Below are 26,863 nucleotides of genomic sequence, written 5' to 3'. Positions count from 1 at the left end.
TTTCATTCCTCCCACCGTTGCATTAGCTTTATTGCTGTTTCCCGCACTTCTGTTGGCAAAACATAAATCTGTGTCGTGACTGACAGAATCATATTTAATAGTATGCTGTTATGTATTCATGTAATGACAAGGAGAATGCTTATGTACAACACAATCATAATGCCTGTTGATGTATTTGAAATGGAACTGAGCGACAAGGCTGTTCGCCATGCAGAATTTCTGGCACAAGATAAAGGTGTGATCCACCTGCTGCATGTGCTTCCGGGTTCAGCCAGCTTAAGCCTGCACCGTTTTGCCGCTGACGTTCGCCGTTTTGAAGAGCATCTGCAACACGAAGCAGAAACTCGTCTGCAAACTATGGTCGGCCACTTCAGCATCGATCCTTCGCGGATCAAGCAGCATGTCCGCTTTGGCAGCGTGCGTGACGTCGTCAATGAGTTGGGTGAAGAACTGAATGCGGATGTAGTGGTCATTGGCTCACGCAATCCGTCAATTAGCACGCACCTCCTCGGTTCTAACGCCTCCAGCGTGGTTCGCCATGCAACTCTACCGGTACTGGTTGTGCGTTAATTCGAATTAAGATAAGACAGAAAACCCCAGCCAGGATTTTACCTGGCTGGGGTTTATATTTTATGGCCCTCAGTACAAATGACCAATATTCACGATGGTGCTGACGGTATCACCAAAGAAGGTCAAACGACTCAAAAACACGCCAATGAACAGCAGTACAAAGAGTGTTTTCGCTCTACGTTCACCATTGCGGCTCAGCACGAACGCCACCGCCAGGCACACCAGACTTGCCAGGTAAAGCGGGGATGTAAGCCAGGCATGAGCCGTCATCTGCATGATTGTTCCACCACTTAGCCAGATAATCGGCGCGACAATCAGTACCGCCATGCAGACCAGGATCCCCTGACGCAATGCAGCAACTGCCGGCGTGAGATTCAACAGTGGGATCGCCGCACAACCCATTACCCATACAGTGATAAAGAACAGCAGCATCGTCAGACCATTGGCGATAGCGACCATCGCTGGCGCGGCATAGGTCATGCCCTGCACCGCCACCAGCGCCATACCGAGAAGGGATGCCAGTACAGCCGGGATCTTATGCCCTTTAGCCAAAAACGTTACGCCGACCGCCGCGCCGTATAACGTTGCGCCGAGAATTTCGCGGCTCAGCCAGGCGTGCTGTAAGTTAATCAGGGCATTGTAGGCACGATCCGGATGCGCGAGGTGTAATACCGCCGCAACGGATGCCACCGCCAGTAACAGTCCGCTGACCAGCCAATAAAGACGTTTACTTTCCAGTTCTCCACGCAGCGTACGCAACGTCAGGATTAACGTCATCCCCACCGACATCTGGCTGAGTACGGTAAAGACCACCAGAGGAAGTTCGTATTTTTCCATTACTTGCCCTCCGGTTGCTTCGGTTGACGTGCCAGTATGAAACGCGTCCCGGGGTTAAGCTGCGGCATACGCGGGAATCCCGGCGGGTACTGCACCGCATTATTTGGTATGGGGTCGGCATCCAGGTCAATAAGCGTCAGCGCCCCCACCGGGCAGGCATTCACACACGCCGGATTCATACCGATATCAAGACGCTCGTAACACATACTGCATTTTTCCGCTTTTTTCGTTTCCTCATTAAAGCGCGGAGCGCCGTAAGGACAATTGCGGATACAGTTTTTACACCCGATGCAGCGCTCCGGGTTATGCACAACCACGCCGTCTTCACGTTTGGTGTATGCCTCTACCGGGCAGGCTGCAAGACAGGCCGGGTTTTCACAATGGTTGCAGGCCAGCGAGTAAAATGCCCGCTCCTCATGCGGATAAATTTCTTTATCCAGCGGATAGACATAACGCCAGTACCGCTCCGGCTCCAGTTGGTTAAAACTTTTACACGCCATCGCGCAGCCACGGCAGCCGATGCACTTATCGCTATTGACTAAAAACGCGCGTCTCATGCTGCGGCTCCTTTACTTCCCAACAGAGTAATATCAACAAATTGACTGTGAATGGCCGCACCTGGCGCACCGGTCGCCATTTTGCCCATATCGGCCGGAGTGTCCTTAACCACGTTCTGGACGTTGTAACTAAGCTTATTGAACCAGGATTCATACATCACAAGGAAATCTTCCGGGACGTTGGTAGTGATTTTGGCGCGCAGCTCAACGTGACCCGCCTCGTTGAAAACTTTGACGAGATCGCCTTCAGCAATACCCTTTTTCTGTGCGGCAAACGGATGGATATAAACGAACGGTTCAGGCCAGAAAACCTGCATCCAGTCCAGATTTACGAACTGTGAATGCAATCCGTACTGGAGGTGAGGTGTAAACAGGTGGAACGGCAGCGTTCCCATGGCACCAGCTTTATATTCAGGCAAGGCAGTGTGGCCATTTTCCGCACAGCGCTCAGATTTAAACTCGTACTTGCCAGATGGCGTTTTGAATTTGCGATCATACCAGGCCGCAGAGCTGACCATTTTCGCTTTGCGAGGCCCTTCAAGCAGGTCGTCCCAGCCAGCAATCCCAAATTGTTTACCCATCGCCTCATTGAATTCCTGATCCAGCCAGCTTTTGGCATCAAACTCTTGCGGGAAGGTACACGAACCAGGTTCCAGTTTATTGATGGTTTTAGATAACAGTGCGGCTATTTCCGGGTCGCTTTTGCACTCATACAACGGTTTAATCGCCGGTTGGTTGACGGATAACCAATAGTGCCAATAAGACGAAGATACATCCCATTGCTCAAAGGTTGTGGTGACGGGTAATACAATATCCGCATGCTGAACAGTCTCGTTAAAGAACTGATCGACGCAAACCACCATTTCCAGTTTGTCGAACGCTTTAACCATCTTGTTGCGATCGAAATCCTGGGCAAACGGGTTTTTAGAGGCCACCCATAACATTCGTACCGGTGGTTCGCTGGCGTCGAGAATGCCCTGTGCCGTCTGGTTGATATTCAACGCACGATCAGAGTATTCGCTTTTTTCACCGCTATCGCTGACAAACTCACCCACCGGGCCACCAGCACCTTTCATCCCCACAGAACCCTCTGGCGGTTTCTGCATCATGCCGTGGTAACTGTAGCCCCAGGTTTGCAAATGTCCGTAGCGAGCGCCGCCACCTTCAATACCGATATTGCCAGTCATCGCCACAAAGGCATCGATCGCTCGCACGTTTGCACCGCCATTGACGTGCCGCTGCATACCGTAGCCAATCCACACGGTGGCAGGATTAACAGCAGTAAACTCCTCCGCCAGTTCGCGGATAACTTCTGCTGACAGACCGCAAATTTCTGACGCCCACTCAACAGTGACGTTATTACGCAGGTAGTCTTCAAATTCCGCGTAGCCATGGGAATAGTTGTTCACAAAATCCTGATCAACCAGCCCCTTATCCACCAGATGCCGTGCCATGCCGAGGGCCAGCGCGCCATCTGAACCAGGGCGAACACGCAGGTACAGGTCGGCTTTTGCTGCCGTTTGCGTCAGCAGCGGATCAATAACGACAATCTTCGCGCCTTTTTCCCGAGCCTGGTAGATATACTTCATTGTGTGCATGGAGCACCACGCCGGGTTTGCCCCCCAGATGATAATGTATTTTGCTTTCACAAAATCTTCCGGATCGTTACACCACATATCCCCCATATCGTAATTCTGAGCATCAATACCCGCAGGCCAGCACGGTGTACCGGCGAAGCGCGTGGTGTACCCCAGAGAAGACATCATCCCTTCAACGGCATACCCCATCACTCCGAGGTTGCCGGAATATTTAGACAAAGCCAGCCCCAGCATTGAGCCGTCTTTCTTTTTGATTTCCAGCATTTTTTTGGCAATCCGTTGCATCGCCTCATCCCAGGAAACCCGACGCCATTTGCCGCTACCACGGCCATCCTGAACCATTGGATATTTAATGCGATCGGGGCTGTACACCCGGCGAGGATAAGTCAGTCCTTTCACGCAAGGCGTCCCGTGGGTAAATGTGGACTCCGTAGCCCCTTCCACAAAGGTGATCACATCATCTTTCACCCAGGTTTTCAGGCTGCAGGTGTCGTAGCAGTTACGTGGGCATGCATTGCGATGAATAGTGTAAGTTTTAGGGTTAAATGGAACTGGCGGTTGCGCGTAAGCACAGCGCGATGACAATAATCCCCCCGGTAAGGCGGCTACAGCACTAAGTGCAGCCAGTCCCTTTAAAAAAGAACGTCTGTTCAGAAGTCCCTGTTCATTGCTCATATGATACTCTCGTTATTAATTCACCAAGCCAATAAGATAATTTTTCCGCTATGTTTTGTAGTGCGGCGGTTTGTGCATTTATTTTGATTTTATCGATATAATCCGGCACCCATTTCGCTATATATTCCATTACATACTGATTAAATACCGGCATATATTCAGCAGATTGTCTGGCATTGGCACTCAGTAAAACTGCCAACTCCAGGACATAAGAAATATGATCATCTGGCATGCTATTTTCTTGATTTGCAGACAATCCGAGTTTTTCCATGAACTCCCGGTGGCACAAGGTGGCTTTTCCCATCACAAGCGCCTCGTCTTCCAGGTACACCGAGGCGTAGGGTGCAGCTTTCAACGCTAACGGGCCGACAAAAAGCGCATTGAAATCGTATTCGATATCCAGCCAGTCCTGACCAGTGAAATTACCCGATTCATCAGCCAGTGAAATATAAGCAGACTTAAGTGAACCCCCGTCATAAGAAATAAAAAAATCACGTAACAACAACCCTGCCGACTCAAATTTCGTCAGAGCTTCATAATTTAAATCCATGAATGAAAAGCCCCTCATTCACATAATGAATATATGTAACAAACAGAGGCGTTATAATATCGAAAGGGCTAAATCATTCTTTGATTAAATAAATCATTCGCTACGTTAAAAACGATGTCTTATCAGATTTATTGTTTCAAGAATTGACAATAGGGGGCGGGGAAAATAAAAAAACCGCCAGTGGGTAACTGACGGTTTTGGTTTTGCAGGTGAGTCTTACTTTTCTTATGCTGTAGTTGTACGAATCAGATAATCAAAGGAGCTCAGCGATGCTTTCGCGCCCTCGCCGGTGGCGATGATAATCTGTTTGTACGGTACGGTAGTGCAGTCGCCAGCCGCGAAAACGCCCTTCACGCTGGTTTCACACTTGGCATCGATGATAATTTCACCCATGCGGTTACGTTCAACGGAGCCTTCCAGCCAGTTGGTATTCGGCAGCAGGCCAATCTGAACAAAAATACCTGACAATTCGACATTGTGGACATCGCCACTGACGCGATCGCGATATTCCAGACCGGTAACCTTGCTGCCATCGCCTTTCACTTCGGTTGTTTGTGCATTCAGAATGATATCGACATTTTTCAGGCTGCGAACTTTATTCTGCAGAACCTGGTCAGCCTTCATTTCCGGAGCAAACTCCAGCAAAGTCACATGCTCAACAATACCAGCCAGATCGATAGCCGCTTCAACGCCAGAGTTACCACCGCCAATGACTGCTACGCGTTTACCTTTAAACAGCGGGCCGTCACAGTGTGGGCAATAGGTAACGCCTTTGGTGCGATACTGGTCTTCGCCTGGAACGTTCATGTTGCGCCACTTAGCACCGGTCGCAATGATTATACTGCGCGCTTTCAGTACTGCGCCGGAAGCGGTTTCAATCTGATGCAAGCCACCTTCCGTCGCCGCCGGAACCAGTTTGCTGGCGCTCTGGCTATCAATGACATCAACATCATAATCATCAACATGTGCTTTCAGTGCACCTGCCAGTTTCTGCCCCTCGGTTTTCGGCACCGAGATATAGTTTTCGATATCAACGGTATCAAGTACCTGACCACCAAAGCGTTCGCCCATCAGGCCGGTTCGAATACCTTTACGCGCAGAATAAACTGCAGCAGCAGCCCCAGCAGGACCAGAACCGACGATCAGCACATCGTAAGCGTCACGCTTATTTAGCTCTTCTGCTGCACGTTTCTCTGCGCCAGTGTCCACTTTTGCCACGATTTCAGTCAGCGTCATACGGCCCTGACCAAACTCTTTACCGTTCATATACACCGCCGGAACGCCCATCACGTTACGATCGGTAATCTCATTCTGGAATGTGCCGCCATCAATTGCCGTATGTTTGATACGCGGATTCAGAACCGCCATCAGGTTCAGTGCCTGCACCACGTCCGGGCAGTTATGGCAGGACAGAGAGTAATAGGTTTCGAACTCAAAATCCCCGTCGAGGGCGCTGATCTGCTCCAGCAGAGACTGCGCCTCTTTAGACGGATGACCACCGGTCCACAACAGTGCCAGTACCAGTGAGGTAAACTCGTGGCCCAATGGGGAACCGGCAAAACGCGGCCCCTGGCTGGAGCCCGGATTCGTAATCAGGAACGAGGGCTTACGTACTGCCAGAGTGTTGTCTTCTTTGAAGGTGACTTTCTCTGAAAGCTCAGCAATTTCAGTCAGCAGTTCCTTGATTTCTGCCGATTTAGCGCTGTCATCCAGCGTTGCAATCAGCTCAACAGGTTTGGTCAGTTTCTCAAGATAAGCCTTGAGCTGGGTTTTCATATTTGTGTCGAGCATTGTTCTTCCCTCTCTGAAAACATCATCATGCAAGCCGACTTCGCGGGACTGCATTAATGCAACTTGCGTCATGGTGCTGGAATGAAACAGGCGCAAATTTGCGCCTGTGGAATGCCGGATGCACTGCGTTTATCCGGCCTACAAATTATGCGACTTAAATCTTACCAACCAGGTCCAGAGATGGAGCTAATGTGGCTTCGCCTTCTTTCCATTTCGCCGGGCAAACTTCGCCTGGGTGAGAAGCAACGTACTGAGCTGCTTTAATTTTACGCAGCAGGTCAGACGCATCACGGCCGATACCTTCAGCGGTAACTTCGATTGCCTGAATGATGCCCTGCGGGTCAACAACGAAAGTTGCGCGGTCAGCCAGACCTTCATCTTCACGCATGTTGTCAAAGTTACGGGTCAGGGCGCCAGTCGGGTCACCGATCATCGCATATTTGATTTTGGCGATGGTTTCAGAGCTGCTGTGCCATGCTTTGTGAGTAAAGTGGGTGTCGGTAGAAACAGAGTAAACGTCTACGCCCAGCTTCTGCAGTTCTTCATAATGGTCTGCAACGTCACCCAGTTCGGTCGGGCAAACGAAAGTAAAGTCAGCCGGGTAGAAGAAGAAGACACTCCAACGACCTTCGGTATCTTTCTCGGTTACTTCGATGAACTCACCGTTTTTGAACGCCTGGTTTTTGAAAGGTTTAATTTTTGTATTAATCAAAGACATCTGTACTTCCTCCGTGTTTTCGTTGAGGGATAAGTTAACGAAAATCTCTTCTCAGGGCTAATGCGTTTCCTTTATCAAATCAATAAGCGTTAACTAACAACCGACTCAACCCATTTTGATAACTCTAAGCCAAAAGTAAAAAAGGCCCCCTTTGCAGGGAGCCCCATTACCCGAGTTACCCGCAGATAACTTCAGTGCCAGCAGTGCTGGCTAAGTGTTGCGCTCTACATTACCTTAACAAAGGTTGTAACAGCGATTGGGATTACATCACCCAGCGAACGAAAGGGCAATCGACAGACTGTCGGTCTTACCTATGGCTGTGATAGGTTTTACAACTCAGCCCCCTTTCCTTCTGATTTTATAAGGAAAATCAATGTTCAAACGTACATTACTCTTAGCCCTGTTACCTGCCGTCGTACACGCCGAAGACCTCCCGGACGCCGTTAAAGCGATTGAGAAACAAGGCATTACAATCCTGAAGCCGTTTGACGCGCCGGGTGGAATGAAAGGCTACCTGGGAAAATACCAGGACATGGGCGTGACTATCTATGTCACACCAGACGGAAAACATGCTATCTCCGGCTATATGTATAACGAAAAAGGCGAAAACCTCAGTAATGAGCTGATAGAAAAAGAAATCTATGCACCTGCAGGACGCGAAATGTGGCAGCGTATGGAAAAAGCACACTGGATCCTGGACGGCAAAAAAGAGGCTCCGGTTGTCGTCTATGTATTTGCCGACCCTTTCTGCCCGTACTGCAAACAGTTCTGGCAGCAAGCGCGTCCATGGGTTGAATCTGGTAAAGTTCAGTTACGAACGCTGCTGGTAGGCGTGATTAAACCCGAAAGCCCGGCTACTGCGGCGGCAATTCTGGCAACCAAAGATCCGGCTAAGACCTGGCACGACTATGAGGCCTCCAGCGGTAAAATGAAACTGGACATGCCGGCATCTCCCCCTTCAGAGCAACTGAAGGCACTGAATATCAATCAAAAATTAATGGACGATTTGGGCGCTAACGTGACACCGGCAATCTATTACATGAGTAAAGACAATACATTGCAACAGGAAGTAGGTTTGCCAGATAAGGAAAAATTGAACATCATTATGGGCACTGAATAAAGATAATACGATGAGTGATTATTATCATTTTCATATCGATCGCTCATCACACTTTTTCCTCGTACAATTAACACAGGCTGTGCTACTTTAGTTTTAGTTAACTGTTCATTAAGATTTAAATGGATATGTGCTAAGAATGATTAATAACTTAGACATAATGAAACGGAATATTTCAGAGCAAAGCTAAGACAGGAATGGATATATGGCTAACCTTTACGACCTCAAAAAATTCGATCTCAACCTGCTGGTTATTTTTGAATGCATCTATCAACATTTAAGTATTAGCAAGGCAGCTGAAACGCTGTACATTACGCCATCCGCAGTCAGCCAGTCGCTACATAGATTACGCACTCAGTTTAATGACCCTCTGTTTATCCGCTCCGGAAAGGGAATTACCCCTACCGTGACAGGGATAAACCTGCATCACCATCTCGAAAATAATCTCAATAGTCTGGAGCAGACAATAAATATAATGAATAACTCCACTCTGAAGAAGAAATTTATCATTTACAGTCCGCAAATTATTACCACCACAGGCGTGATGAAGTTAGTTCAATATCTCAGAGAGGATTCGAACGTTGAAATTGAGCATCGGGATATCTTAATGTCTGCAGAAACAGCTGAAGATTTATTGGCTTACCGAAAAGCTGATCTGATAATCACGCTGTCACAGATTGCTAATCGCTCAATTATATGCACCCCATTCAAAACCATCGAAAACGTGTTAATCTGCAGCGGAAATCACCCAAGGATCAATCAATCCAGTACACTTGAACAAATACTGGAAGAGCAATTTACATTATTTCTCTCCGATGACTCAGGCATTAAAGAATTTCAATCAAGAGCGAGTTCTTTTTTAACCAATCGTAAAATCGGTTTCTACAGTGACTCTTTAATTTCCATAACTAATATCATAGCCACTACCGATATTATTGGTCTGGTACCGCGAGAGGCTTACGACTTTTATGCAGCACCGCTTAATCTTAAACAGATTAAAATTGATGTGGCATTACCCAAAGTACAGCTTTTTTTAATGTACAACCGAGCATCACTTAATAATCAGGGATTCGCTAATACCATTAAAAAAATAACGGATAGTGGAATGTGATTTGATACAACAGGTTTTTACACAATACATTCATGGAGAAAATGTCATTACGTAACAAATACAACATTTGAATATTTATATATAAAGATTGCACGATACGCAAAATAGCATATCTTATTACGAGCATTTATTATGAATATCACCCGTAATATCTCATATGGATTTGATATGTCTGTTTACAAAATCCCGCTTAAACAAAACGTACTTGAAGCGGCCCAGGAACGCATATCCTGGACGCTAGAGACTTTACCTCGCATATGTGTTTCGTTATCAGGAGGTAAGGATTCCGGGCTAATGCTGCATTTAACAGCAATGCTTGCACGCCAGTTACATAAAAAAATCAGCGTCTTGTTTATCGACTGGGAGGCACAATTTTCATGCACAATCAATCATATAGAGGAGTTACGCGAACTTTATTCTGATGTTATCGAAGCGTTTTATTGGGTGGCGTTACCGCTAACAACACAAAATTCACTCTCACAGTATCAACCCGAATGGCAGTGCTGGGAACCGAATGCACAGTGGGTTCGTCAACCTCCCGCAGATGCTATTACCGATCCGTCTTATTTTCCCTTCTATCAATCCGGCATGACCTTTGAGCAATTTGTTCGCGAATTTGCTGATTGGTTTTCTGAAAAACGCCCAGCAGCCATGATGGTAGGTATACGTTCAGATGAGTCATATAACCGCTTTGTAGCGATAGCTAACTCGCGAAAACAGCGCTTTGCCGATGATAAACCCTGGACCACCTCAGCGCCTGGGGGGCATACCTGGTATATCTATCCCATTTATGACTGGAAAACTGCTGACATCTGGACGTGGTTCGCTAAAACGCAAAAGCCGTGTAATCCCTTGTATAACCTGATGTATCAGGCTGGCGTTCCTACACGTTACATGCGTATTTGTGAACCGTTTGGACCGGAACAACGCCAGGGGCTATGGCTGTATCATGTTATAGAGCCTGAGCGCTGGGCAGCCATGTGCGCCCGCGTTAGCGGCGTGAAAAGTGGTGGTATTTATGCCGGGCAGGACAACCATTTTTACGGTCACCGGAAAATATTGAAGCCAGAGCACTTAGACTGGAAAGAGTATGCCCTGTTACTGTTGAACAGCATGCCAGTGCCAACGGCAGAACATTACCGCAACAAAATTGCGGTCTACTTACAGTGGTACAGGAATAAGGGAATAGATGACATTCCTCTGATGCAAGAGGGTGATATTGGTTCAAAAGATATTCCGTCGTGGCGGCGTATTTGCAAAGTGCTCCTGAATAATGACTACTGGTGCCGCGCCCTTTCATTTAGTCCCACTAAACCTAAAAACTACCAACGTTATAGCGATCGTATGAAAGCAAAACGTCACGAATGGGGACTCTTATGCAACATCGATTAACTCAGGAAATTACCGGGTTTCTTTCTGGTTTGTCAGAAGAAGAACGAATTGATGCCATCAATGAATTCAGAATGGCAATTCACAGCGTCAGTCCATTTCGTAATGAACCGGTAGATTGCGTGTTATGGATAAAAAACGAACATATCTCTCCGAATGATTACAACCCGAACAACGTTGCTCCTCCGGAGAAAAAACTGCTACTGAAATCCATTGAGGCAGATGGATTCACACAACCTATTGTCGTCGTTGAATCAAGCGCAGAAGAGTATGAGATTGTCGATGGTTTTCACCGCCATGAAATAGGCAAAAACAAACCTTCACTGAAAGCACGGTTAAAAGGTTATCTTCCCGTCACCTGTTTACATCGTGAACGCCATGAACGTATGGCGGCGACAATCCGCCATAACCGTGCCCGCGGGCGGCATCAAATTCACGCCATGTCTGAAATCGTGAGAGAGTTGTCGCAACTGGGCTGGAGCGAAGAGAAAATAAGCACAGAGTTGGGAATGGATAATGACGAGGTGTTGCGACTGAAACAAATCAACGGCCTGCAAGAGTTATTTACCGACCGTCGATTTTCCAAAGCCTGGACTGTGAAATAGCTACAGCGAAGACAGGCGTTCTGCCGCCGCCAACAGCGTCGATTCTTGCTTGGCAAAACACAGACGAATCAGTTTATGTGGGAAAGGATCGGCGCAGAAAACGGACAGCGGGATTGCCGCGACACCTACCTCTTTGGTCAGCCACTGGCAAAACTCAACATCGTTGAGTTCAGAGACTGCACTGTAATCGATCAGCAGAAAATAAGTCCCTTCACAGGGCAAAATTTCCAGCCGACTGTCACGCAGCGCATCCACCAGAACATCACGTTTTTTCTGATAAAACGTCGGCAGGTCACGATAATGCGCTGGATCTGCCCGCAGCATATCCGCCAGCGCCAGCTGTGCCGGCGTGTTGACTGAAAAGGTCAAATACTGATGCACTTTGCGTAACTCTGCGCTGATGGCCTGTGGCGCAACGCAGTACCCGACCTTCCAGCCGGTCATATGATAGGTTTTTCCAAACGACGAAACGGCGACAGCTCGCTCCCGCAACTGCGGATGCGCCAGCACGCTGGAGTGCCCGTGCGCGGCAAAGCAGATATGTTCATAGACTTCATCGCTAACGACAAAAATCTCATGCCCTTTAATCGCCTGCCACAGCGCGTCGAAATCCGCATTGCACCAGACTGTCGCGGAAGGATTATGCGGCGTATTGAGAATAACCAAGCGGGTACGATCGCTGAGTAACCCGGCAAACTCCTGCCAGTCCACACGAAAATGCGGCGGTTGCAACGCAATGCGTTTCACTACGCCACCGGATAACGCCACTGCAGGCGCATAGCTATCGTAGCTGGGATCAAAACAGATAACCTCATCTCCGGGTCGAACCAAAGCTGTAATAGCGGCATACAACGCTTCTGTCGCACCTGCGGTGATCGTAACTTCGCTATCAGCATCTGGCTTGTAGCCGTACAACCCGGCGGTTTTGTCAGCGATGGCTTCGCGAAGCGGCTGTACACCCGTCATCGGCGCATACTGGTTCGCGCCCTGCGCCACATGATATGCCAGGCGTTGTTGTAAATAGTGCGGGCCGTCAAAATCAGGAAAACCCTGGGAGAGGTTAATCGCCTGATGTGCCTGCGCCAGCGCGCTCATTTGCGTGAATATAGTGGTACCTAAATTTGGCAGTTTGCTTTGCACAATCAGCGGGTTATTACTCATTATTGTTATCCCAGCGGGTGATGTTGTTGTTGAAGCCACTATAACACGATGCTAGTATTTGGCAATCAAGACGTTCAGACGTCTATATAAAAATAACCTGCCTCGACAGGACAGCCAAAAGGACAACACAACATGAGTAATACCGAGATTCGCGTCGTCACCGGCCCGGCCAATTATTTTTCCCATACCGGTAGCCTTTCCAGGCTGGAAGATTTTTTCTCTGCCGGGCAACTCGCGCGCGCCGTCTGGGTTTATGGCGAACGGGCCATCGCCGCTGCCCGTCCCTGGCTGCCCGAGGCGTTTAATCTCACCGGTGCAAAGCATCTGCTCTTTACCGGACATTGCAGTGAAACAGATGTGTGCCAACTGGCAAAAGATGCGGGAGATGACCGCAGCATAGTGATTGGCGTGGGCGGCGGAGCACTGCTCGACACGGCTAAAGCGCTGGCTCGTCGGCTGAATTTGCCTTTCGTGGCAATCCCAACCATTGCCGCCACCTGCGCGGCCTGGACTCCCCTCTCTGTCTGGTATAACGATGCCGGTCAGGCACTGCATTTCGAAATATTCGATGATGCCAATTTCCTGGTGCTGGTGGAGCCGAGGATCCTACTCAATGCACCGGAGGAGTATTTACTGGCGGGTATCGGTGACACGCTGGCGAAGTGGTATGAAGCCGTCGTACTTGCGCCACAACCCGAAACCTTGCCACTAACCGTACGTCTTGGGCTCAACGGCGCACTGGCGATCCGCGACGTCCTGCTCGAAAGCAGCGAACAGGCGCTGGCAGATAAACAGCACGGCGAACTGACCCAGGCTTTTTGCGATGTGGTGGATGCGATTATTGCTGGTGGTGGAATGGTTGGTGGTCTGGGTGAGCGTTACACTCGCGTGGCAGCAGCACATTCGGTACATAATGGCCTGACCGTGCTCCCACAGACGGAGAAATTTTTACATGGCACCAAAGTGGCGTACGGCATACTGGTGCAGAGCGCGCTGCTGGGACAAGACGATGTGCTGGCGCAATTGATTGCCGCTTATCAGCGCTTCAATTTACCTACCCGGCTGGCCCAGTTAGAAGTAGATATCACTAACCACGCCGAGATCGATAAAGTGATTGCGCATACTCTGCGCCCGGTGGAATCTATTCACGCGCTGCCGGTGACATTAACACCAGCAACCCTGCGTGCCGCATTTGAAAAGGTGGAGTCGTTTAGCGTGTGAGATGAAGAGCATTAACAGCAGCGTGCGCCGCCTTTCCCACCATAGCGCGCATCCTGCCGCTCACGGAAGAATTCCTCATAGCTCATAGGTGCCAGGTCCGGATGTGTGACGCGCATATGCTCAACATAATTGTCGTAATCTGGCACGCCAATCATTAATCGGGCGGTTTGGCCTAAATATTTGCCGGCTTTTGAGAGCGTTTCAAACATAGTAATTCCCTGTCGTACAAACGCCCTCCCCGTTCAGGAGAGGGCTTATTGGTTAAGAGAATTTTAGTGCGCGCCTTTCGCCTGCGCCACAATCTCTTCAACATTCTCTGGCATCGGTTCGTACGGTGTTTCTTTCGATGTTGGTTTGTCCTCTTTCAGTGCTGCCAGCGCTGTTTTGATGGAGAACAGACCCAGTACCACCACGACAACCATGAAGAAGACAGTCAGCCCGGCGTCAAGACGGTTGTTAAACACCAGTTGCGTAAGCTGTGACTGAGTATACTGTGCCGGAATGTTACCGCTGTCGATCATAGCCTGGAACTTGTTAGCGATAGCCAGGAAACCAATTTTCGCATCAGGGCTAAACGCTTTCTGCCAGCCAGCGGTCAGCGTACAAATCAGCAGCCACGCCGTTGGTACCAGGGCTACCCATGCGTAACGCTGGCGCTTCATCTTGAACAAGACCACGGCACACAGCATCAGCGCCATACCTGCCAGCATCTGGTTGGCGATACCAAACAGCGGCCACAAAGTGTTGATACCACCTAATGGATCCACCACGCCCTGGTGCAGGAAGTAACCCCAGGCCAGTACGCATAGCGCCGTCGCCAGCAGGTTAGCAGGCAGCGAGTCGGTACGCTTCAGGCTCGGCGACACCACGCCCAGCAAGTCTTGCAGCATAAAGCGCGCGGCTCGTGTACCGGCATCAACCGCCGTCAGAATAAACAGCGCCTCAAACAAAATCGCGAAGTGATACCAGAACGCAACATCCATCATGCCACCCAGCGCACCGTGCAGAATGTACGCCATCCCCACAGCCAGCGTTGGTGCACCACCTGCGCGGGAAATAATGGATTGCTCCCCGACCTCATTGGCGATTTGATGCAGAGTATCCGGGGTGATCGCAAAGCCCCAACTGCTCACTACCTGTGCTGCAGAAGCCACCACATCTACTGTACCCGCCGGAGCCAGCACCGCCATCGGGCTGTTCATCGCAAAGTAAACGCCCGGATCGATGATACAGGCGGAGACCAGCGCCATAATGGCGACAAAGGACTCCATCAACATCCCACCGTAGCCGATAAAACAGGCCTGCCCTTCATTCGCCAGCATCTTCGGCGTAGTACCGGAAGCGATCAGCGCATGGAAGCCAGACACCGCCCCGCAGGCAATAGTAATAAACAGGAACGGGAACAGGTTACCTGTCCACACCGGACCGGTACCGTCAACGAACTTGGTTAACGCAGGCATGGTCAGCGTCGGGCGCATGATCAAAATACCCACCGCCAGGCCAACAATCGTCCCGATTTTCAGGAAGGTAGAGAGGTAATCACGCGGAGCCAGCAGCAGCCATACCGGCAGCACGGCTGCCACAAAACCGTAGCCCACCAGCATCCAGGTCAGTTGCACGCCGGTAAAGTCAAAGTACGGTGCCCAGGTCGGGCTTTCAGCAACCCAACCGCCGGAAATAATGGCAAATACCAGGAACACCAGGCCAATGACTGACACTTCACCAATGCGACCTGGACGCAGATAGCGCAGATAAACGCCCATAAAGATCGCCAGCGGGATGGTGAACGCCACGGTGTAGGTTCCCCACGGGCTGTGAGTCAGCGCTTTGACGACGATCATCGCCAGTACCGCGAGGATAATCACCATAATCATGAAGCATGCCACCAGCGCAATAACGCCTGCCGTCGGCCCCATCTCTTCTTTCACCAGTTCGCCAAGGGAACGGCCATCGCGACGGGTTGAAACAAACAGCACCATAAAGTCCTGCACCGCGCCCGCCAGAACTACCCCGGCCAGCAGCCAGATCATCCCCGGCAGATAGCCCATCTGCGCCGCCAGCACCGGACCGACTAACGGACCTGCCCCGGCGATTGCCGCAAAATGGTGACCAAACAGCACTTTTTTATCGGTGGGAACATAATCCAGACCGTCGTTATGGCGCACGGCTGGCGTCATACGCGTCGGGTCAAGCGCCAGTACATTTTTAGCGATGTACAGGCCATAAAAACGATAGGCAATAAGATAGACACAGACCGACGCTACCACTATCCACAGCGCGTTGATCTGTTCACCACGGTTTAACGCAATATATCCCAGGGCAAATGCTCCCATGACGGAGAGCAATGTCCAGACGAGGTATTTCCCTGATTTGTTCATAGTTGTTATCCGTTTGCGTGTTCCAGAAAGATGTTACATTTTGTTTCTATAACATCTTTTCCGGATTTAACAACCTGACAACCACATAAACCCGAGACACTACTGACTATTTACATTGCATTGTTAACTAGATCACTTCATTTACCTGTTAACAATGCAATTTCATTTTACTCTGTCGGCAACTTCACCCCATCACCGCAGTTCCTAAACGACAGGTACAGCAGCGGCGTCCCTGCTCATCGAAAATCACGATTTCCCAGCTTTGGTTTTGACGACCGAGATGCAACGGTTGGCAAACACCACGCACTTTTCCCTGCGAAACCGCGCGATGGTGCGTCGCGTTCAACTCCGTGCCCACCACACATTGTCCGTCGCGAGTCATCAGGTAGCCCGCCATCGATCCCAGCGTTTCCGCCAGCGCCGCCGACGCGCCACCATGCAGCAGACCAAACGGCTGATGGGTACGAGCATCCACCGGCATTTCGGCTTCCAGTACATCATCACCCAGTCGGGTATAGTTGATACCTAAATGCGCAACCAGCGTGTTCTGACTGGTTGCATTCAGTTCATCAAGGGTTAAATGTCGTTTCCAGATCATCGTCATGCTCCCAGCGTAGAGCCGCCGTCCACCACGATATCCTGCAAAGTAATATGGCTGGCCAGATCGGAGGCGAGGAATAAAATGGTGTTGGCAATTTCCTGCGGACGGGCGATTTTCCCTAACGGAATACCGAGCTTAAACTGCTCGCCAAACCCACGAATACGCTGCTGTTCGGCGTCATCACTGACCCACAACGTACGCTGCATATCAGTATCGGTCGATCCAGGAGAAACCACATTACAGCGCACACCGCTGCCTGCCAGTTCCAGACCGACAGTCAGTGCCAGGCTTTTCAGCGCGGCTTTTGACGCCCCATAAGCACTCATACCGATCCGCGGCGTGTGCGCTGCATCAGAAGCTACGGTCACTATCGCCCCGCCCTGCTGGCGACGAAACTGCGCCATCGTCTGCTGAAACAGATTAAACGCGCCACCGACATTGACAGCAAACGTCTGCTGCCAGTCTTCCTGGCTCAGTGCGTCGGTTGGCCCCATACGCAAAATCCCAGCGGCATTGACCAGCACATCCAGCCGCTCACTCTTTTGCAACACGCGCTGGCACACCTCAGCCACCTGCCCGGCATTTGCCACATCCAACACTTCAGTGGCAAACGGGTACACATCCTGAGAAAACTCACGATCAAACCCTGTTACCCGCGCACCGGCGTCAACAAACGCCAGTGCCGTGGTGTAACCAATACCTTTACCTGCGCCAGTCACCCAGACAGTTTTACCTGCGAAATCAAACCCGGCCATTACTTCACCTCGCGGGAAAGCAGTTTCCACCAGGCGTCAATCGTCGGATTTTTCGCCAGCATCACGAAGTCGATATCGCTATGCACTTTACGCCAGCGTGCCGCCAGCGCCATCATACGCACTGAATCCAGGCCGTAGTCGATTAGATTTTCATCATCCATCGGCTCATCGGATTCATCCAGCAGCGGCAGAATAACGCTGCGTAGTGCCTCTTTGCTGGTGGGAACAGGTGCCGGCAATAACTCCTGCGTCATCACCACGCGACCGGAACGCCCTGCCACATATTTCAGCGACATCATGTGTTCGTCACGACTAAAGTCCGCCAGCGCATCGGCCACCATAAACGGCTTGATATCGCGCATAAAGGCATCCGTTGCCGTAGTCATACACCCGATATGGGCATAAACGCCGGTAATAATCAGCTGATTACGTCCGGTCTCTTTCAGCATCTGTTCCAGCGGAGAGCGATGGAATGCGCTGTAACGCCATTTCACCAGAATGGTATCCGCTTCGTCCGGCGCCAGCGCATCAACGATTTTTTGCTGCTCAGGCGAGCGTGTCAGACCCGGTCCCCACATATCATTAAGCAGGGCCCGATCTTCATCGCTCTGATCTTTCGGCTGTGCGGTGTAATAGACGGGGATATTGTGTTCTTTGCAGTACTGGCGCAGCGCGGCGATGTTCGCCACCACCTGCTTCATCATCGGGCAATTCTCGCCCCAGAAGCTGATAAAGTAATCCTGCATATCGTGTACCAACAGCGCAGCACGCTCTGGTTCAAACGCCCAGTCGACTTTGTTCACCGGAACATCAAGCGCTGTGGGCAGTGCATAAGCCTGCAGTTTAGGAATCGCCATCTTTTATTCTCCTTCAGGCCAGTGAGCGTGATGCCAGCCACTGACGTAATTGTTTTTTATCCACTTTACCGACCGGGGTCAGCGGCAATGACTCAACGCACTCCACACGGTCCGGTAATTTGAACTCCGCCACGCCCTGCTCGCGCAGAAAACGACGTACCTGTACCGCACGCAGCGGCTCTTTAACCACCAGCCAGGCACAGCTTTTCTCACCCATCAGCTCATCATCCATACTGACCAGCGCAGCGTGGATCACCGCCGGATGACGCAGTAACAGGTTTTCAATCTCTTCCGCGGCGATCTTCTCCCCACCCCGGTTGATCTGATCTTTCTCACGCCCTTGCACGGTGATGTAACCATCCTGATCGATAGAGATCAGATCGCCGGAGCAATAAAACCCGTTAGCATCAAACGCGCTGGCATTGTGCTCGGGGCTTTTGAAATAACCACGGAAAGTGTACGGGCCACGCGTCATCAGGCGTCCTGTTTCGCCCTGTGGTAAAGGGTTACCATCAGCATCCGCTACCCAGACTTCATCATCCGGACACATTGGCCGCCCCTGGGTATTGATGATGCGTTCCGGGCTGTCGTCCAGACGGGTGTAGTTCACCAGCCCTTCCGCCATACCAAAGACCTGCTGCAACTGGCAGCCAATTTCCGCCGGGATACGTGCCGCCAGCGTTGCGGAAAGTCGCGCCCCCCCCACCTGAAGCAGCGTCAGGGAAGCCAGTTGCGCATTGCTGCCCCACTCTCCAATCGCCTGTAGCCAAAGACTCACCGCAGGCGGCACCAGCGCCGTAACGTTAACCTGATGCTTTTCGATCAGCGGGAAGCACAGCGTCGCGCTCGGATCGGCCGCCAGTACCACGGTTCCACCCGCCAGGAATACGCCCAGCGAACCTGGTGAACTCATGGCGTAGTTATGCGCCGCCGGAATAGCGCACAAATAACGCGTTTGCTCAGTAAAATGACAAATCTCATTACTGCGACGCACGCTGTAGTAGTAATCGTTATGAGTGCGCGGGATCAGCTTTGGTGTGCCGGTGGTACCACCGGAAAGCTGGAAATACGCCACTTCATCGGCAGGCGACGGCGTGGCGCTAAAATCAGCAGCAGGCTGGCTTATCGCATTTTGCAGGTTGTGCTCACCCTCATCATTGAGCAACAGCACCACGCGCACGGAGTTGTGCTGCGCTACAAACGTGTTCAGAAAATCGTCACCGGCGAACAGCGCGTGCTGGCGATCGGCAATCAGCAGCGCTGGCTCAATTTGTGTCGCATAAGCATTAAGCTCTGTTCTCTGATGGCTGAACAATGCAAAAACGGGCGCAACACCCAGCTTAAGCAGCGCAAAGAAAGTGATATACAACTCGGCCACATTGCCCAACTGCACCAGCGCAGTTTCTCCGGGTTTGATCCCCTGACGACGCAAACTGCAGGCGAGATTGTCAGCCGCCTGGTTAAGCTGTCGGTAACTAAGATGGCGTTCCCCATCAATGACTGCCGTGTGATCGCTGTCGGCATGGCGGGTTAAAATGTCAGTCAGTGGCAGATCCTGCCAGTAGCCTTTTTCACGGTAGCGACGGGCAAATTCTTCCGGCCAACGGGTGAAAGGAATACTCATCATCACTCCTTAGAGCCTGTCAATAAGGCGTATATTGTTGCAGCCAGTTTGCCCCTGGGCAGTGCTCACAATCCTCACGTACTACAAGTACAATCCGGTTGCTCCGCGCTGTCCGTGTCCAAACTGGCAAATAAAATAACCTGATGGACCAGGCTCTTAATGCAGTCCAAAAACATTCAACATAGTCGAAAGCTTGGCGCCAGTTTCGCGCCACTCCGCAACAGGAGATGAGGCAGGGACAATTCCGGCACCAGCGAAGAAACGCACCTGATTGCGCAGCAGTTTCGCGCAACGGATCGTGACCACCCATTCGCCATTACCTTCGGCATCACACCAACCGACGATGCCGCCAAACAGTTCACGGTCAAATGGCTCCAGTTCAGCGATCAATTTCGTGGCGACCTGATGCGGGAAGCCGCTCAGCGCAGGTGTTGGGTGCAGCAGGCATGCCAGCGTCAGCGCATTCTCCTGGGCGTTGGCTTTACCTTCAAACGGTGTACCGAGGTGCCAAAGCGTTGGTGTCGTCACCAGTTGAGGAGATGACGGGAGTTGCAGTTCACTACTGCGTTCGCGCAAAACCGTTTTCATCGCCTGCGTCACCAGTTCATGTTCATGTCGGTCTTTCTCGGAGGCCAGCAGGCGGATACCCGCTTCCCGATCCAGTACATCATCCGGCTGACGACGAGCAGAACCCGCCAGCGGCAGTGAGCTAAAATGTTCGCCCTCTTTACGTAACAGCAATTCAGGGCTGGCACCGAGCAGGACGCCACCATCTTCTAATGGCACATGGAAGTTGTAGCTCGCCGGATTTTGCGCCACCAGACGTTCCAGCAGCGCACCGCTGTCAATGACAGCATCCGTCTCGATATCGATCAGGCGTGACAGCACCACTTTGTCAACTTCCGGAGTTGCCGTCAGCGCTGCCGCCCGGGAAACCATCTGTTCAAAAAAGTCCTGTTCCGGGATCGATTTACGCTCAATGACGCTCAGTGACTGATGCGCGGTAAAGTAACGTGATGATTTTTGCTTCTCCGTGCGGGAGAAAGTCTGCCATGACTCAGGAATAAACAGTGATGACGGCTGGCGGGTATCAAAAGGAATAGCTCCAACCATGATGGGGTTTGCGATACCCTGCGATTTAGCATCGGCAAACAGTGCGTGCATTTTCTGTTGGAAAGGGCTGTCTGGCGAATCGCCATCAATTGCCGGTTCCGCATAGCGGGCAAAGCATCCTGACGTCGTAAAGCTACGATACGGCGACATAAAGAAAAAATTGTCGGGAGCGAGAGTTGCCATAGTCTGCGTTTTTTCCTCGGCCAGTGACGTATCCATATCATCCTCCAAAAAATGATAAAGGTTTTAATAATGATTATCATTTATATTTTCGGTCGCTAACCTAAAAGCAAAGCGACAGCATGTCAACTCTTGCGGTAGCACAATGTGCGACTTAGGCTTGCATACCTGTCCCGTAACAATGAAAATGAGAAGCATTAACTACATTGATAACAGGAAGCTTATTTGTGAGACTCCTCGCTTTTTACCGCACTGCGCTCTTACTGGTTGGACTGTCTATTTCAGGAATTTCTTTAAGTCATGCCGCTGACTGGCCGCGTCAGGTTACCGACAGCCGGGGGACGCACACGCTGGAACAAAAGCCTCAACGTATTGTTTCCACCAGCGTCACTCTGACTGGCTCTCTGCTGGCCATTGATGCGCCCATCATCGCCAGCGGCGCTACCACGCCAAACAATCGCATTGGTGACGCTCAGGGATTTTTACGCCAGTGGAGTGACGTGGCAAAAGCCCGCAAGCTGAGCCGCCTGTATATTGGTGAACCGAGCGCCGAAGCCGTTGCGGCACAAATGCCCGACCTGATTCTGATCAGCGCCACCGGAGGAGATTCCGCTCTCGCGCTCTACGATCAACTTTCCACCATTGCCCCAACGCTTATCATTAATTACGACGACAAAAGCTGGCAATCACTGCTGACGCAGTTAGGTGAAATCACCGGTCATGAGGAACAGGCAGCGGCGCGTATTGCCGAGTTTGATAAACAACTGCTGGCGGTCAAACAGCGTATTACCCTGCCGCCGCAGCCTGTTAGCGCACTGGTGTATACCGCTGCCGCGCATAGCGCCAATCTGTGGACACCAGAGTCTGCGCAGGGCAAGCTGATGGAACAATTGGGATTCACGCTGGCACCACTGCCTGCCGGACTGCACACCAGCCAGAGCCAGGGTAAACGTCACGATATCATCCAGCTTGGTGGTGAAAACCTGGCGACAGGTCTGAACGGTGAAGCGCTGTTTCTGTTTGCGGGAGACAGCAAAGACGCTGACGCCATTTACGCGAATCCCCTGCTTGCACACCTGCCTGCAGTGCAAAATAAACGCGTTTACGCGCTGGGAACCGAAACGTTCCGTCTGGATTACTACAGCGCCACACTGTTACTACAACGTCTCGCTGCACTGTTTAGTTAAGTCGAAGCCGCTTTACATCATTGCCGGGTGAAGGCTTTGCCTTACCCGGCTTAGGGCACAGGTCAGATAAACCCTCAGGCGATATCGGGTTCTGGCGGTGCCTGACGGAATCGACGTAGTTCCCCCAGTAACAGCAGCAATAACAGGCCAACAATTACCAGACCAAATCCACTGGCGCTCGCCGATGCTACCGGCGTCATCATCGCGCCCAGGCCGCCTAACAGCGCCGCACCAATGGCATCTCCGGTCACATTTTGCGCGGTCCACAAACCGTTAATTCTCCCGAGCATCGCTTCCGGCGTCTGCGTCTGTAACATCGTGTACTGCAACAGAGAACTGACCGCACTCAGCCAGCCGAACAGCGCGAGGCAGATAACGCCCAGCGCCCAGACCGGCATCAACGCAAACAATCCGATGGCGAAGAAAGAGGCCACAGTAGAGGCCAGCATGATTAAACCAGGGCGAACGCTGTGCGCCAGTTGCCCACTGGTCAATGCCCCCACTGCGGCACCCAGCGGAATGGCGGCATACAGCAGACCAATCTGTGCTGCAGACATCTGCCAGCCGATGGCCAGCGCGGGGTAAAGGACACGCACCGCACTGGCCATCGTCAGAAGGCCGCCAAGCAACGCAATGCCGCCGATCAGCGGGCTGGCGAGCAGAAAGCGAAACGCCGCCAGCAGCGATTTGAGCGGGTGTTCACGTGGTTGCGGTGGCGGTGGCAATGCAGGAAGACTGAGCAGCGGTAGCAAGGTAATAAAGGTTCCCGCGGCTGCCAAACCATAGTTCCACTCAACGCCGCCGGTGGCGAGTAATACCCCGCCAATCATCGGTGAAATAACCGACCCGAGACGTACCGTCAGCATGGTAATCGCCCCGGCCTGCATCAGATTTTCACGCCCAACCAGCGCTGGAGTCGCCGCCAGCAGCGCCGTCACACCCAGCGAGGCAAAAAAACCGTCCCATAAGCCCAGAATATAAATAGCCAGCAGTGAAGGCTCCGGGAGTAGCGCATTCAGGCACAGACCAATAAACCCGATACCACAGGTTCCGCGTGCCAGCAGGATCACCTTTTTGCGCTCATAACGATCGGCCAGTACACCACCAACCATCAGACCAATAAACATTGCGCTACCGGTTAACGTCACCGACAGACCGACCTGCCAGGTAGACTGGGTCATCATCTGGATCTGTACCGGAACCGCGACACCGAGTAGCCCCAGAGAGACGATGGAAATAAAACGGGCAAGGAAGACTGCGCGAAATGCAGGATGAGTCTTTAACAGGCTGAGATTCAGCAGCCAGGGTTTTCTATTCATTACAAAGCCTTAAGATACATGCTCTCATTGAGGTCGCAGCCTGAAGAATGAGGTGCATACCTGTTTTTTTAAATATCCATTCTGTGGCTGCACATGCTAACATACCCAAATAAGATCGATAACGATAATTACTATCATTATCAGGGAAGTTGATATGTCATGCTCTGTTTCCGTGACACGCGCCTTTGCCGTGCCCGGACTATTGTTATTACTTGTTCTCTCCACCGCATTAAGTCTGGTTATTGGCGCCAGGTCGATACCCGCGTCTGCGGTTCTGGATGCGCTGACCGGCACCTGTCAAAGTGCTGATTGCACCATCGTGCTGGATGCGCGACTTCCGCGCACGCTGGCAGGACTCCTTGCAGGCGGTGCGCTGGGATTGGCTGGCGCATTAATGCAGACGCTCACACGTAACCCACTTGCCGATCCAGGCATTCTCGGTGTCAATTCCGGGGCCAGCTTTGCCATTGTGCTGGGTGCATCGCTGTTCGGTTTTTCCTCCCCGCAAGAGCAGTTGTTGATGGCCTTTTCCGGAGCGCTGGCCGCATCGCTGATTGTGGCATTTACCGGCAGTCAGGGTGGAGGACAGTTAAGCCCGGTGCGTCTGACGCTGGCAGGTGTCGCGCTGGGGGCAGTGCTGGAGGGATTATCCAGCGGTATCGCCCTGCTCAACCCGGACGTCTATGATCAGCTGCGTTTCTGGCAAGCGGGATCGCTGGATATTCGTAGCCTGCAAACGTTGAAAGTGGTGCTGGCTCCAGTGCTTATTGCCGGTGCTGTCGCGTTGTTTCTGAGCCGTTCCCTGAACAGCCTGAGCCTGGGAAGCGACACCGCTACCGCGCTGGGTAGCAAAGTCGCCCGCACCCAACTTATTGGTCTGTTGGTGATTACCGTACTGTGCGGTAGCGCAACCGCTATTGTCGGTCCTATCGCCTTTATCGGCCTGATGATGCCACATATGGCACGCTGGCTGGTGGGAGCCGATCATCGCTGGTCGCTACCAGTGACCCTACTCGCAACCCCCTCTTTGCTGCTGATTGCCGATATCATCGGTCGTCTGATTGTCCCCGGCGAATTGCGCGTCTCCGTAGTCAGCGCGTTTATCGGCGCACCGGTACTGATCTTCCTGGTTCGGCGTAAACAACGCGGAGGTGGTGCATGATGCATTTTCCCCGCAGATTGCTTATCAGTTGTCTGCTGCTCATTGTAGGCTGCCTCGCCGTCGGCTTGTGGAGCCTGCGTAGCGGCGTCGTAACGCTGGAAACCCAACAGATTATTGCCGCTCTGCTGGGCGATGCGCCGCGCAGCATTACACTGGTTGTGACCGAATGGCGTTTACCGCGCGTATTGATGGCGCTGTTGATTGGTGCGGCCCTGGGCATTAGCGGCGCGATATTCCAGTCGCTGATGCGTAACCCACTGGGCAGTCCGGACGTAATGGGCTTCAATACCGGAGCCTGGAGCGGTGTTCTGGTAGCAATGGTGTTATTTGGTCAGCATCTTACCGCTATCGCGCTGGCGGCGATGCTCGGCGGGATCCTGACCTCACTGGTGGTCTGGGCGCTGGCATGGCGTAATGGTATCGACACTTTCCGACTTATCATTATCGGTATCGGCATTCGTGCCATGCTGGTGGCGTTTAATACCTGGCTGCTGCTGAAGGCGTCTTTAGAAACCGCGTTGACGGCTGGATTGTGGAACGCCGGATCGCTCAACGGTCTGACCTGGGCTAAAACCTGGCCTTCTGCACCGCTGATTATCGTGATGTTGGTATGTGCCGCACTGCTGGTGCGCCGTCTGCGTTTGTTAGAAATGGGCGATGACAGCGCCTGCGCGCTGGGAGTCAGCGTAGAACGCTCGCGTCTGATGATGATGCTGGTTGCGGTTGTTCTGACCGCTGCAGCCACTGCGCTGGCTGGCCCAATTTCTTTTATTGCACTTGTCGCACCGCATATTGCCCGCCGGCTTAGTGGCACGGCACGTTGGGGATTAACCCAGTCAGCACTGTGCGGCGCATTGCTACTGCTGATGGCCGATTTATGCGCCCAACAGCTATTTATGCCTTATCAGCTTCCGGTTGGCGTTGTCACCGTAAGCCTCGGCGGTATTTATCTTATCGTCTTGTTAATTCAGGAGTCCCGCAAAAAATGACCGAATCAGTAGCCCGTTTGCGTGGCGACCAGTTAACGCTGGGTTATGGCAAATTTACCGTGGCAGAAAACCTTAATGTATCAATTCCCGACGGCCACTTTACCGCAATAATTGGCCCTAACGGTTGCGGTAAGTCGACGCTGTTACGCACGTTAAGCCGCCTGATGACGCCTGAACACGGCAAGGTCTGGCTGGACGGGGAGCATATTCAGCACTACGCCAGTAAAGAGGTCGCGCGCAGAATTGGTCTGTTAGCACAAAACGCCACCACGCCTGGCGATATTACCGTACAGGAGCTGGTTGCCCGCGGTCGCTACCCGCATCAGCCGTTATTTACCCGTTGGCGCCAAGAAGATGAAAACGCAGTGGCAAATGCTATGCAAGCCACGGGCATCACCCACCTGGCGGCACAAAGCGTGGATACCCTTTCCGGTGGACAGCGTCAGCGCGCATGGATAGCGATGGTGCTGGCACAGGAAACATCCATTATGTTGCTTGATGAGCCAACCACCTGGCTGGATATCAGCCATCAGATCGATCTGCTGGAACTGCTGAGCGAGCTAAATCGTGAGAAAGGATATACGCTGGCCGCTGTTCTGCACGACCTTAATCAGGCCTGTCGCTATGCCACGCACCTGATTGCACTTCGTGATGGAAAAATCATTGCCGAGGGTGCGCCAAAAGAGATTGTCACGGCGGAACTCATCGAAAAAATCTATGGATTGCGTTGTATGATTATTGATGATCCCGTTGCAGGAACACCGTTAGTAGTGCCGCTTGGGCGCAAGAAATAACGGG

General features: G+C 51.7%; 25 protein-coding genes. 10 read left to right on the top strand and 15 right to left on the bottom strand.

The window, feature by feature from the left end; translation table 11 throughout:
• Positions 1-141: 141 nt before the first annotated feature.
• Positions 142-570 carry a universal stress protein UspG gene (gene uspG, locus OGX98_RS08650; protein ID WP_005120854.1) on the top strand — a complete coding sequence of 143 codons (429 nt, stop codon included), beginning with the start codon at positions 142-144 and terminating at the stop codon, positions 568-570.
• Between the two features lie 69 nt (positions 571-639).
• On the opposite strand, the gene OGX98_RS08645 is transcribed toward uspG, so the two are convergent.
• From OGX98_RS08645 to ahpC, 6 genes are all read right to left on the bottom strand, one after another.
• Positions 640-1,407, bottom strand: coding sequence for a dimethyl sulfoxide reductase anchor subunit family protein (locus OGX98_RS08645; protein WP_048221875.1), 768 nt, complete (start codon positions 1,405-1,407; stop codon positions 640-642).
• Positions 1,407-1,964 (bottom strand): 4Fe-4S dicluster domain-containing protein, encoded by a 558-nt coding sequence (locus OGX98_RS08640; RefSeq protein WP_045441010.1) that lies wholly within the window; start codon positions 1,962-1,964, stop codon positions 1,407-1,409. The genes OGX98_RS08645 and OGX98_RS08640 overlap by 1 nt, the downstream gene beginning before the upstream one ends.
• The gene (locus OGX98_RS08635; RefSeq protein ID WP_048221876.1) at positions 1,961-4,237 is read right to left on the bottom strand and encodes a molybdopterin-dependent oxidoreductase; all 2,277 of its coding nucleotides are present in this window, start codon (positions 4,235-4,237) and stop codon (positions 1,961-1,963) included. The genes OGX98_RS08640 and OGX98_RS08635 overlap by 4 nt, the downstream gene beginning before the upstream one ends.
• Complete coding sequence (locus tag OGX98_RS08630) at positions 4,227-4,787, bottom strand: TorD/DmsD family molecular chaperone (protein WP_286595119.1); 561 nt, start codon at positions 4,785-4,787, stop codon at positions 4,227-4,229. Before OGX98_RS08630 ends, OGX98_RS08635 begins: the two co-directional genes overlap by 11 nt.
• A gap of 225 nt (positions 4,788-5,012) precedes the next feature.
• A complete protein-coding gene (ahpF, locus tag OGX98_RS08625) occupies positions 5,013-6,578 on the bottom strand; it encodes an alkyl hydroperoxide reductase subunit F (RefSeq protein ID WP_048221878.1) in 1,566 nt (521 codons plus the stop codon).
• 154 nt (positions 6,579-6,732) lie between these two features.
• Positions 6,733-7,296: an alkyl hydroperoxide reductase subunit C gene (ahpC, locus tag OGX98_RS08620; RefSeq protein WP_002894394.1), complete on the bottom strand. Its 564-nt coding sequence runs from the start codon at positions 7,294-7,296 to the stop codon at positions 6,733-6,735.
• A gap of 373 nt (positions 7,297-7,669) precedes the next feature.
• On the opposite strand from ahpC, the gene dsbG reads away from it, so the two are divergent.
• From dsbG to OGX98_RS08600, 4 genes are all read left to right on the top strand, one after another.
• A complete protein-coding gene (gene dsbG / locus OGX98_RS08615) occupies positions 7,670-8,416 on the top strand; it encodes a thiol:disulfide interchange protein DsbG (RefSeq protein ID WP_225760640.1) in 747 nt (248 codons plus the stop codon).
• Positions 8,417-8,618: 202 nt separating this feature from the next.
• Positions 8,619-9,524 (top strand): DNA-binding transcriptional repressor CitR, encoded by a 906-nt coding sequence (citR, locus tag OGX98_RS08610; RefSeq protein ID WP_045440998.1) that lies wholly within the window; start codon positions 8,619-8,621, stop codon positions 9,522-9,524.
• A gap of 168 nt (positions 9,525-9,692) precedes the next feature.
• Positions 9,693-10,916: a phosphoadenosine phosphosulfate reductase gene (locus tag OGX98_RS08605; RefSeq protein ID WP_045440996.1), complete on the top strand. Its 1,224-nt coding sequence runs from the start codon at positions 9,693-9,695 to the stop codon at positions 10,914-10,916.
• The gene (locus tag OGX98_RS08600; protein ID WP_286595118.1) at positions 10,901-11,518 is read left to right on the top strand and encodes an IbrB-like domain-containing protein; all 618 of its coding nucleotides are present in this window, start codon (positions 10,901-10,903) and stop codon (positions 11,516-11,518) included. Before OGX98_RS08605 ends, OGX98_RS08600 begins: the two co-directional genes overlap by 16 nt.
• Here OGX98_RS08600 and OGX98_RS08595 read toward each other — a convergent pair whose 3' ends face one another.
• Positions 11,519-12,679: a pyridoxal phosphate-dependent aminotransferase gene (locus OGX98_RS08595; RefSeq protein WP_200010509.1), complete on the bottom strand. Its 1,161-nt coding sequence runs from the start codon at positions 12,677-12,679 to the stop codon at positions 11,519-11,521.
• A 132-nt stretch (positions 12,680-12,811) separates the two neighbouring features.
• On the opposite strand from OGX98_RS08595, the gene OGX98_RS08590 reads away from it, so the two are divergent.
• Positions 12,812-13,900: an oxidoreductase gene (locus OGX98_RS08590; RefSeq protein ID WP_286595117.1), complete on the top strand. Its 1,089-nt coding sequence runs from the start codon at positions 12,812-12,814 to the stop codon at positions 13,898-13,900.
• Positions 13,901-13,911: 11 nt separating this feature from the next.
• Here OGX98_RS08590 and OGX98_RS08585 read toward each other — a convergent pair whose 3' ends face one another.
• The 7 genes from OGX98_RS08585 to entC all read right to left on the bottom strand — a co-directional run bounded on the left by OGX98_RS08585 (position 13,912) and on the right by entC (position 21,447).
• Positions 13,912-14,109 (bottom strand): YbdD/YjiX family protein, encoded by a 198-nt coding sequence (locus OGX98_RS08585; RefSeq protein ID WP_225760637.1) that lies wholly within the window; start codon positions 14,107-14,109, stop codon positions 13,912-13,914.
• Positions 14,110-14,172: 63 nt separating this feature from the next.
• Positions 14,173-16,278: a pyruvate/proton symporter CstA gene (gene cstA, locus OGX98_RS08580; protein WP_045440986.1), complete on the bottom strand. Its 2,106-nt coding sequence runs from the start codon at positions 16,276-16,278 to the stop codon at positions 14,173-14,175.
• Positions 16,279-16,462: 184 nt separating this feature from the next.
• Positions 16,463-16,876 carry a proofreading thioesterase EntH gene (gene entH, locus OGX98_RS08575; RefSeq protein WP_045449489.1) on the bottom strand — a complete coding sequence of 138 codons (414 nt, stop codon included), beginning with the start codon at positions 16,874-16,876 and terminating at the stop codon, positions 16,463-16,465.
• 2 nt (positions 16,877-16,878) lie between these two features.
• Complete coding sequence (entA, locus tag OGX98_RS08570) at positions 16,879-17,634, bottom strand: 2,3-dihydro-2,3-dihydroxybenzoate dehydrogenase EntA (RefSeq protein WP_286493220.1); 756 nt, start codon at positions 17,632-17,634, stop codon at positions 16,879-16,881.
• The gene (locus tag OGX98_RS08565; protein WP_225760634.1) at positions 17,634-18,491 is read right to left on the bottom strand and encodes an isochorismatase; all 858 of its coding nucleotides are present in this window, start codon (positions 18,489-18,491) and stop codon (positions 17,634-17,636) included. The genes entA and OGX98_RS08565 overlap by 1 nt, the downstream gene beginning before the upstream one ends.
• Before the next feature lie 13 nt (positions 18,492-18,504).
• Entirely contained in the window at positions 18,505-20,115 is a 1,611-nt protein-coding gene (entE, locus tag OGX98_RS08560) for a (2,3-dihydroxybenzoyl)adenylate synthase EntE (protein ID WP_045440980.1), read from the bottom strand.
• Between the two features lie 156 nt (positions 20,116-20,271).
• Complete coding sequence (gene entC, locus OGX98_RS08555; RefSeq protein WP_284097099.1) at positions 20,272-21,447, bottom strand: isochorismate synthase EntC; 1,176 nt, start codon at positions 21,445-21,447, stop codon at positions 20,272-20,274.
• Between the two features lie 188 nt (positions 21,448-21,635).
• Between entC and fepB the strand changes: the two genes are divergently transcribed.
• Positions 21,636-22,595 (top strand): Fe2+-enterobactin ABC transporter substrate-binding protein, encoded by a 960-nt coding sequence (gene fepB / locus OGX98_RS08550; protein ID WP_286595116.1) that lies wholly within the window; start codon positions 21,636-21,638, stop codon positions 22,593-22,595.
• 74 nt (positions 22,596-22,669) lie between these two features.
• Here fepB and entS read toward each other — a convergent pair whose 3' ends face one another.
• A complete protein-coding gene (gene entS, locus OGX98_RS08545; protein WP_286595115.1) occupies positions 22,670-23,914 on the bottom strand; it encodes an enterobactin transporter EntS in 1,245 nt (414 codons plus the stop codon).
• 154 nt (positions 23,915-24,068) lie between these two features.
• On the opposite strand from entS, the gene fepD reads away from it, so the two are divergent.
• From fepD to fepC, 3 genes are read left to right on the top strand one after another with little or no spacing between them, the layout of a single operon-like run.
• On the top strand, positions 24,069-25,076 hold the full coding sequence (gene fepD / locus OGX98_RS08540; RefSeq protein WP_286595114.1) for a Fe(3+)-siderophore ABC transporter permease: 1,008 nt from the start codon (positions 24,069-24,071) through the stop codon (positions 25,074-25,076).
• A complete protein-coding gene (gene fepG / locus OGX98_RS08535; protein ID WP_286595113.1) occupies positions 25,073-26,065 on the top strand; it encodes an iron-enterobactin ABC transporter permease in 993 nt (330 codons plus the stop codon). Before fepD ends, fepG begins: the two co-directional genes overlap by 4 nt.
• Positions 26,062-26,859, top strand: a complete 798-nt coding sequence (gene fepC, locus OGX98_RS08530; RefSeq protein WP_045440968.1) for an iron-enterobactin ABC transporter ATP-binding protein — start codon at positions 26,062-26,064, stop codon at positions 26,857-26,859. The genes fepG and fepC overlap by 4 nt, the downstream gene beginning before the upstream one ends.
• Positions 26,860-26,863 lie beyond the last annotated feature (4 nt).

The sequence above is a fragment of the Citrobacter sp. Cm046 genome, from assembly GCF_030333065.1.
GTDB lineage: Bacteria > Pseudomonadota > Gammaproteobacteria > Enterobacterales > Enterobacteriaceae > Citrobacter > Citrobacter murliniae.
The sequence above is the reverse complement of the archived record's forward strand: the minus strand, read 5'-3'. Positions and strand labels throughout refer to the sequence as shown.

Excerpts from the sequence above, each read along its gene's own strand:
- uspG (WP_005120854.1), top strand. The coding sequence starts at position 142 with ATGTACAACACAATCATAATGCCTGTTGATGTATTTGAAATGGAACTG.
- OGX98_RS08645 (WP_048221875.1), bottom strand. The coding sequence starts at position 1,407 with ATGGAAAAATACGAACTTCCTCTGGTGGTCTTTACCGTACTCAGCCAG.
- OGX98_RS08640 (WP_045441010.1), bottom strand. The coding sequence starts at position 1,964 with ATGAGACGCGCGTTTTTAGTCAATAGCGATAAGTGCATCGGCTGCCGT.
- OGX98_RS08635 (WP_048221876.1), bottom strand. The coding sequence starts at position 4,237 with ATGAGCAATGAACAGGGACTTCTGAACAGACGTTCTTTTTTAAAGGGA.
- OGX98_RS08630 (WP_286595119.1), bottom strand. The coding sequence starts at position 4,787 with ATGGATTTAAATTATGAAGCTCTGACGAAATTTGAGTCGGCAGGGTTG.
- ahpF (WP_048221878.1), bottom strand. The coding sequence starts at position 6,578 with ATGCTCGACACAAATATGAAAACCCAGCTCAAGGCTTATCTTGAGAAA.
- ahpC (WP_002894394.1), bottom strand. The coding sequence starts at position 7,296 with ATGTCTTTGATTAATACAAAAATTAAACCTTTCAAAAACCAGGCGTTC.
- dsbG (WP_225760640.1), top strand. The coding sequence starts at position 7,670 with ATGTTCAAACGTACATTACTCTTAGCCCTGTTACCTGCCGTCGTACAC.
- citR (WP_045440998.1), top strand. The coding sequence starts at position 8,619 with ATGGCTAACCTTTACGACCTCAAAAAATTCGATCTCAACCTGCTGGTT.
- OGX98_RS08605 (WP_045440996.1), top strand. The coding sequence starts at position 9,693 with ATGTCTGTTTACAAAATCCCGCTTAAACAAAACGTACTTGAAGCGGCC.
- OGX98_RS08600 (WP_286595118.1), top strand. The coding sequence starts at position 10,901 with ATGCAACATCGATTAACTCAGGAAATTACCGGGTTTCTTTCTGGTTTG.
- OGX98_RS08595 (WP_200010509.1), bottom strand. The coding sequence starts at position 12,679 with ATGAGTAATAACCCGCTGATTGTGCAAAGCAAACTGCCAAATTTAGGT.
- OGX98_RS08590 (WP_286595117.1), top strand. The coding sequence starts at position 12,812 with ATGAGTAATACCGAGATTCGCGTCGTCACCGGCCCGGCCAATTATTTT.
- OGX98_RS08585 (WP_225760637.1), bottom strand. The coding sequence starts at position 14,109 with ATGTTTGAAACGCTCTCAAAAGCCGGCAAATATTTAGGCCAAACCGCC.
- cstA (WP_045440986.1), bottom strand. The coding sequence starts at position 16,278 with ATGAACAAATCAGGGAAATACCTCGTCTGGACATTGCTCTCCGTCATG.
- entH (WP_045449489.1), bottom strand. The coding sequence starts at position 16,876 with ATGATCTGGAAACGACATTTAACCCTTGATGAACTGAATGCAACCAGT.
- entA (WP_286493220.1), bottom strand. The coding sequence starts at position 17,634 with ATGGCCGGGTTTGATTTCGCAGGTAAAACTGTCTGGGTGACTGGCGCA.
- OGX98_RS08565 (WP_225760634.1), bottom strand. The coding sequence starts at position 18,491 with ATGGCGATTCCTAAACTGCAGGCTTATGCACTGCCCACAGCGCTTGAT.
- entE (WP_045440980.1), bottom strand. The coding sequence starts at position 20,115 with ATGAGTATTCCTTTCACCCGTTGGCCGGAAGAATTTGCCCGTCGCTAC.
- entC (WP_284097099.1), bottom strand. The coding sequence starts at position 21,447 with ATGGATACGTCACTGGCCGAGGAAAAAACGCAGACTATGGCAACTCTC.
- entS (WP_286595115.1), bottom strand. The coding sequence starts at position 23,914 with ATGAATAGAAAACCCTGGCTGCTGAATCTCAGCCTGTTAAAGACTCAT.
- fepD (WP_286595114.1), top strand. The coding sequence starts at position 24,069 with ATGTCATGCTCTGTTTCCGTGACACGCGCCTTTGCCGTGCCCGGACTA.
- fepG (WP_286595113.1), top strand. The coding sequence starts at position 25,073 with ATGATGCATTTTCCCCGCAGATTGCTTATCAGTTGTCTGCTGCTCATT.
- fepC (WP_045440968.1), top strand. The coding sequence starts at position 26,062 with ATGACCGAATCAGTAGCCCGTTTGCGTGGCGACCAGTTAACGCTGGGT.